This is a genomic window from uncultured Oceanicoccus sp., from assembly GCF_963968385.1.
Classification (GTDB): domain Bacteria; phylum Pseudomonadota; class Gammaproteobacteria; order Pseudomonadales; family Dasaniaceae; genus Oceanicoccus.
Genome location: NZ_CAXAHB010000092.1, coordinates 1 through 5,426, shown reverse-complemented (window position 1 = coordinate 5,426; position 5,426 = coordinate 1). Strand labels below are relative to the sequence as shown.

Sequence of the window (5,426 nt, the reverse complement as noted above, 5' to 3'; positions counted from 1 at the left end):
AACCGTTGTTTCATGAGAACCCCCTTAGGCTGATCGTTTTATTTTGCACGAGATGGCCGCAAAAGCCGCGGCATTATACACAAGAGTGGTATCCTATCGCCATCCCTGTAGTATGACCCGACACAATTGATTGTTATTAGTATTTTAAAAGGCCCCCTTTTGACTCAAGTAAACATTAATTTTCGACAAGCCGAGTTCTTAACTAGCGCCCCCACGTTAGCCAAATGCCCAATCGATAGTGGCATAGAAGTCGCCTTTGCCGGCCGTTCCAATGCCGGAAAATCCAGCGCAATCAATACCTTAACTGAAAATAAGCGAATGGCCAGAACCAGTAAGACCCCTGGCCGCACCCAACTGATTAACTTTTTTGCCCTCAGTGATAACCAGCGTATCGTCGATTTGCCGGGCTATGGCTTTGCCAAGGTGCCGCTAGAGGTCAAAGAAAAATGGCAGCGCCATTTGGAACAATACCTGCGGGAAAGGCAATCGCTGTATGGATTGATCCTATTAATGGACTGTCGTCACCCTTTGCAGGACTTTGACCGCATGATGCTGAATTGGGCCCAGAGCTGCGCTATGCCGGTGCATATATTATTAACCAAGGCTGATAAGCTGAACAAAGGACCGGCAAATAATAGCCTGTTAAAAGTTCGTAAAGACTTGGCACCGATGAAAGACTTGGTCAGTGTGCAGTTATTTTCTGCTTTGAAGCGTACCGGCTTGGAGCAATTACAGGCAACATTAAGCCAGTGGCTTAGCCATAGGGAAGCCGCTAAAAGCAAAGTTGAAGAATAAAAAAACCCGATGTGACAGGGTCACATCGGGTAGGGTATCCAGAGCTTCCAGGGGAGAAGCCTGGCCATGGAGACTAACTAATGGTGGGGAAAACCGCCAAGGGGCGCTCAACCACTGCAACTGTGACCTTGCTCCTTGTCGGTTAGTTCCGCTGCCGAAAAAATAAATTAGTGCGCCTCATCCCAATTATCACCGCTGCCCACATCAACAATCAGTGGAACATCCAAGTTCGCTGCAGCCCCCATCAGCTCTTTTACCTTCTCTGCTAGTTTATCCATCGAAGCTTCCGCCACTTCAAAGACCAGTTCATCATGCACCTGCATAATCATTCTGGCATCAATCTCGCTATCGCTTAACCACTGATCAACAGCCACCATGGCTTTTTTAATAATATCTGCAGCGGTGCCTTGCATGGGTGCGTTAATGGCTGTGCGCTGGGCTGCCTGACGACGCATACCATTGCTGGCATTAATTTCGGGCAAATGCAGTCGACGACCAAACAGGGTTTCTACATAACCTTTTTCAGCGGCATCGGCACGGGTTTGATCCATATAGTCCTGGACACCAGGGTAACGGGCGAAATAGGTATCGATATATTGCTGCGCCTCATGACGGCCCACATCAATTTGCTTGGCCAAACCAAACGCCGACATGCCATAAATTAAGCCAAAGTTAATCGCCTTAGCACGACGACGCTGTTCTGTTGAAACTTGATCGAGAGGCAGACCAAACACTTCTGCGGCTGTTGCCTGGTGAATATCCTTGCCTGCCGCAAAGGCCTCCAATAAACCTTTATCTTGGGACAGATGCGCCATAATTCGCAGCTCTATCTGGGAGTAATCCGCTGCGACTATTTTGTAGCCAGTAGGTGCAATAAACGCCTGCCTGACCCGACGACCTTCTGCCGTGCGGATAGGAATATTCTGTAAATTAGGATCCGATGAAGATAAGCGGCCTGTCGCTGTTACAGCTTGGTGATAGGAAGTATGGATTCGCCCAGTAGTGGGGCTAATCATTTCTGGCAGCTTATCGGTATAGGTGGACTTGAGTTTACTAAGGCCGCGGTATTCCATTAGCAATTTAGGTAGCGGGTAATCCAGCGCCAGCTCCGCCAGAACCTCTTCAGCCGTCGAGGGCGCGCCTTTGGGTGTTTTTTTGATAACCGGTAGTTCCAGCTTTTCAAACAGGATTCGACCCAGTTGTTTAGGCGAGGCAAGATTGAACTCCTCCTCTGCCAAATCAAACGCTTCTTTTTCTAACTTCTGCAACCTATCCGCTATTTCTAGGCTTTGTGCTGATAGTAAGTCCCTACTTATTAGTGCTCCATTACGCTCAATACGAGATAACACCGACACCAATGGTAGCTCAATCTCCTGCAACAAACGCTTAAGTCCAGCGTCCGCCTCTAGTTTGGGCCAAAGCACTTGATGTAAGCGCAGTGTGATATCTGCATCCTCAGCGGCATAGGGCGCCGCCTCGGTTAATTGAATTTGATTGAAGGTGAGTTGCTTGGTGCCCTTGCCGGCAATATCTTCAAATTTTGTGGTACTAACTTCTAAGTATTTTTTCGCCAAGCTATCCATATCATGACGGGTTGCGGTGCTATCCAACACATAAGATTCCAACATGGTGTCATAGTCGATACCCTGCAAAACGATGCCGTGATTGGCCAACACGCTTTGATCATATTTTAGGTTTTGCCCTACTTTGGATTGGTTGGGGTTTTCTAATAAGGGCCTGAGCGATGAAAGCACCTCATCTTCGCTCAGCTGCTGCTCTGCACCAAGGTAGTCGTGAGCAAAAGGGACATAGGCCGCGCTACCCGCCTCTACGGCAAATGATACGCCGACGATTCGGGCTTCCATATAGTTAAGGCTGGTGGTTTCGGTATCGAAAGCGAACAAATCGGCCTGCTCAAGCTTGCCTAGCCACACTTTAAAATCGGCCTCTGTTAGCACCAGTTGATAGTCTTTTCTGGCTGGTGCTTCTGGCATTTCAACGCTACTTTGAACCGGCCCTGCACCAACACCTAAGGGGACGCCTGAGCCTCCTCTCTCCATCTCTTCTGCCCAGGATTTAAACTCCAACTGCTTAAAGTAAGTGAGCAATAACTCACTATCTGGATCACTAATAGCAATGGTGTTGACCGACTCCTCAAGCTCAACATTGAGTTTGATAGTGGCCAGCTCGTAAGATAAGTAAGCATTCGCTTTTTCCTTTTCCAGCTTAGCCGGCAAGGTTTTAGCGCCGCGAATGGCGAGTTCGGGGACTTTATCTAAATTGTCATAGAGAGTATCTAAGCCCCCTATTCCCTGCAGCAATCCCAAGGCGGTTTTTTCGCCCACTCCAGCCACCCCCGGAATGTTATCAACCTTGTCTCCCATCAGTGCCAGATAATCAATTATCAACGACGGCGGAATCCCAAATTTCGCCCGCACGCCCTCTTCGTCCATAACGGTATCGGTCATGGTATTTACCAATGTGACATGCTGGTTAACCAGCTGCGCCATATCCTTATCGCCGGTTGATACGACGACATCCAAGCTTTGCTCAGTCGCTTGTCGAGCGTAGGTGCCGATCACATCATCCGCCTCTACCCCATCGACAATAATCAGCGGCAAGCCCATCGCTTTAATAATGTTATGGATAGGCTCAATTTGCTCACGCAAATCATCCGGCATCGGCGGTCGCTGGGCTTTATATTGGGGGTAGATATCATCTCTAAAGGTTTTGCCCTTGGCATCAAAAATCACCGCTACCGGACTGCCCGGATAATCCTTTAGCAGGCGTCGCATCATATTGATAACGCCCTTAACCGCACCAGTGGCTTGGCCTTTGGAATTAGTTAATGGCGGCAGGGCATGATAGGCGCGATAAAGGTAGGACGAACCATCGACTAGTACGATGGGCTTGCTGGAGGTCTGTGACATGGCGGTTGGCTTCGCGGTTATAGCTGAGCTCTGTGCGGGGCATCGAGTTACTGGCTACTAGGGTTAGGACTATGTTTTATTCACTGGGCATTATCACCGCGGGGGTGATTGCAGGCAAGCAAAGCTTGAAACGGATGAAGTGCTATTAGTGAAGGGCGGGCAGCCTAGTCATTTTGGGGTATTTCCGCTTACGACACTTAACTTGCCCTCCCATCTTTTTCAAAAGGTAACATTGAAAACACCAAAAACCATCAAAAGCGTTACTTTTTATGGGAAAAGGAAACAACCCATTAAATCATTAATAAACAAGGCCTTAAGACATAAAATAGCCTTATTGAGTAGCAATGTTACGATATTATTTCTAAAAAGTAACAAATATTTCACCTAAAACGTTGGACTAAGTCCACATAAGTGTTACTATTAGTGCCGTTGCGGTAACAACTGTAACAAAGTGGCCAAAAGCCAATCAACACCTAAACCAGAATCTACTCAACTACAGGAGAGTAATCATGAAAAACGTGGCTATCTTAGCCGTTATCCTAGGGATGCTTGGCAACGCTGCCAATGCTGAAAGCGCCGTCAACGAAGCGCCATCCATGGTTCTAGCAATGAACAGCGGTGCCGCTGTCACTTGGATAGAGCCCGCAGCGGCAATCAGCAACCAAGCCCTTGCAAATCACATTGAGCTAGAAGTTACCGCCACTATGGAGAAAGTTTCCTTGGCGCTGAGCAAACAGCTTGAAGATAAAATTGCTAAGGAAATAGAATATGCGATGCATTAATCGTCAGCGCCCGGAACCCGTCGGAACCGGGCATTTTTGTTTCGGCTACAATATTGTTTAACCGCCTCTCATTCCACACACCGCCTGCTAAATCTTTTACCCACGACCTCACTACTAAGCCCGCTTAAACCAATAGTTAAAGCCCTGAATGATGACGATGCCTAGTTCAACTAACTAGCCAGCATTTCATAGAGACTTCGAACATTGCCGTGAGCTACGAATAGCAATTAGCGAGTTGCACGAATGGACGTATAGCCAACATTTAATTGGGATAAATCAATCGGCGAGCGGAAGAAGCCCATATAGTGACCGTTGGGGTTAATAATCGCGATATTACCACTGTGCTCGACGGTGTAATTTTCTCCGCCGCCAGGTGTTTTGCTGAAAGGAATATTTAGTTGCGTGGCAAAGCGATGCAAGTCTAAAAACTCACCCGTCACACCGACAAAATCTTTATTAAAGAATCTTACATAATCATAAAGCTTTTCCGGCGTATCTCGGGCAGGGTCAACGCTGACTAAAACAATTTGTAGATCCTCAGCATAATCGCCCTCCAATTGTTGTTGATAGAAACGATTTAATAACGCTAAGGTGGTTGGGCAAACATCTGGACAATAAGTAAAACCAAAGAAAACTAGCGACCATTTTCCCTGCAGGTTTGCGGAAGTGAAGGGCTGATTATTATAGTCGAGCAGCGTAAATGCCTTAAAAGAACGGGGATTTTTAAACAAAAACGTACCGTTAGTTTTTAGCTCACTATCACTTAAAATTTTAGGCTTGCTTAGGCCATAGACAAAAAAACCAACAAACAGACAGACTAAGATAACAACAACACCGACAGTCATATAAATGCCGCGTTTTTGCTCGGGTTGTAAACGGTTGACCGGTTGATTTTGCATCGTTGTTTCCGTTGTTGTTT

4 protein-coding genes are annotated in these 5,426 nt (G+C 47.1%); 2 read left to right on the top strand and 2 right to left on the bottom strand.

Annotated features, from left to right (window positions below; genetic code table 11):
* Nucleotides 1-159 precede the first annotated feature (159 nt).
* A complete protein-coding gene (gene yihA, locus AACP44_RS08265) occupies nt 160-795 on the top strand; it encodes a ribosome biogenesis GTP-binding protein YihA/YsxC (RefSeq protein WP_339340053.1) in 636 nt (211 codons plus the stop codon).
* Between the two features lie 167 nt (nt 796-962).
* On the opposite strand, the gene polA is transcribed toward yihA, so the two are convergent.
* A complete protein-coding gene (gene polA / locus AACP44_RS08260; RefSeq protein WP_339340052.1) occupies nt 963-3,725 on the bottom strand; it encodes a DNA polymerase I in 2,763 nt (920 codons plus the stop codon).
* Nucleotides 3,726-4,234: 509 nt separating this feature from the next.
* Here polA and AACP44_RS08255 point away from each other — a divergent pair.
* The gene (locus AACP44_RS08255) at nt 4,235-4,507 is read left to right on the top strand and encodes a hypothetical protein (RefSeq protein ID WP_339340051.1); all 273 of its coding nucleotides are present in this window, start codon (nt 4,235-4,237) and stop codon (nt 4,505-4,507) included.
* Between the two features lie 227 nt (nt 4,508-4,734).
* Here the strand turns inward: AACP44_RS08255 and AACP44_RS08250 are convergent, their stop codons facing one another.
* The gene (locus AACP44_RS08250) at nt 4,735-5,352 is read right to left on the bottom strand and encodes an SCO family protein (protein WP_339340054.1); all 618 of its coding nucleotides are present in this window, start codon (nt 5,350-5,352) and stop codon (nt 4,735-4,737) included.
* Nucleotides 5,353-5,426: the final 74 nt, after the last annotated feature.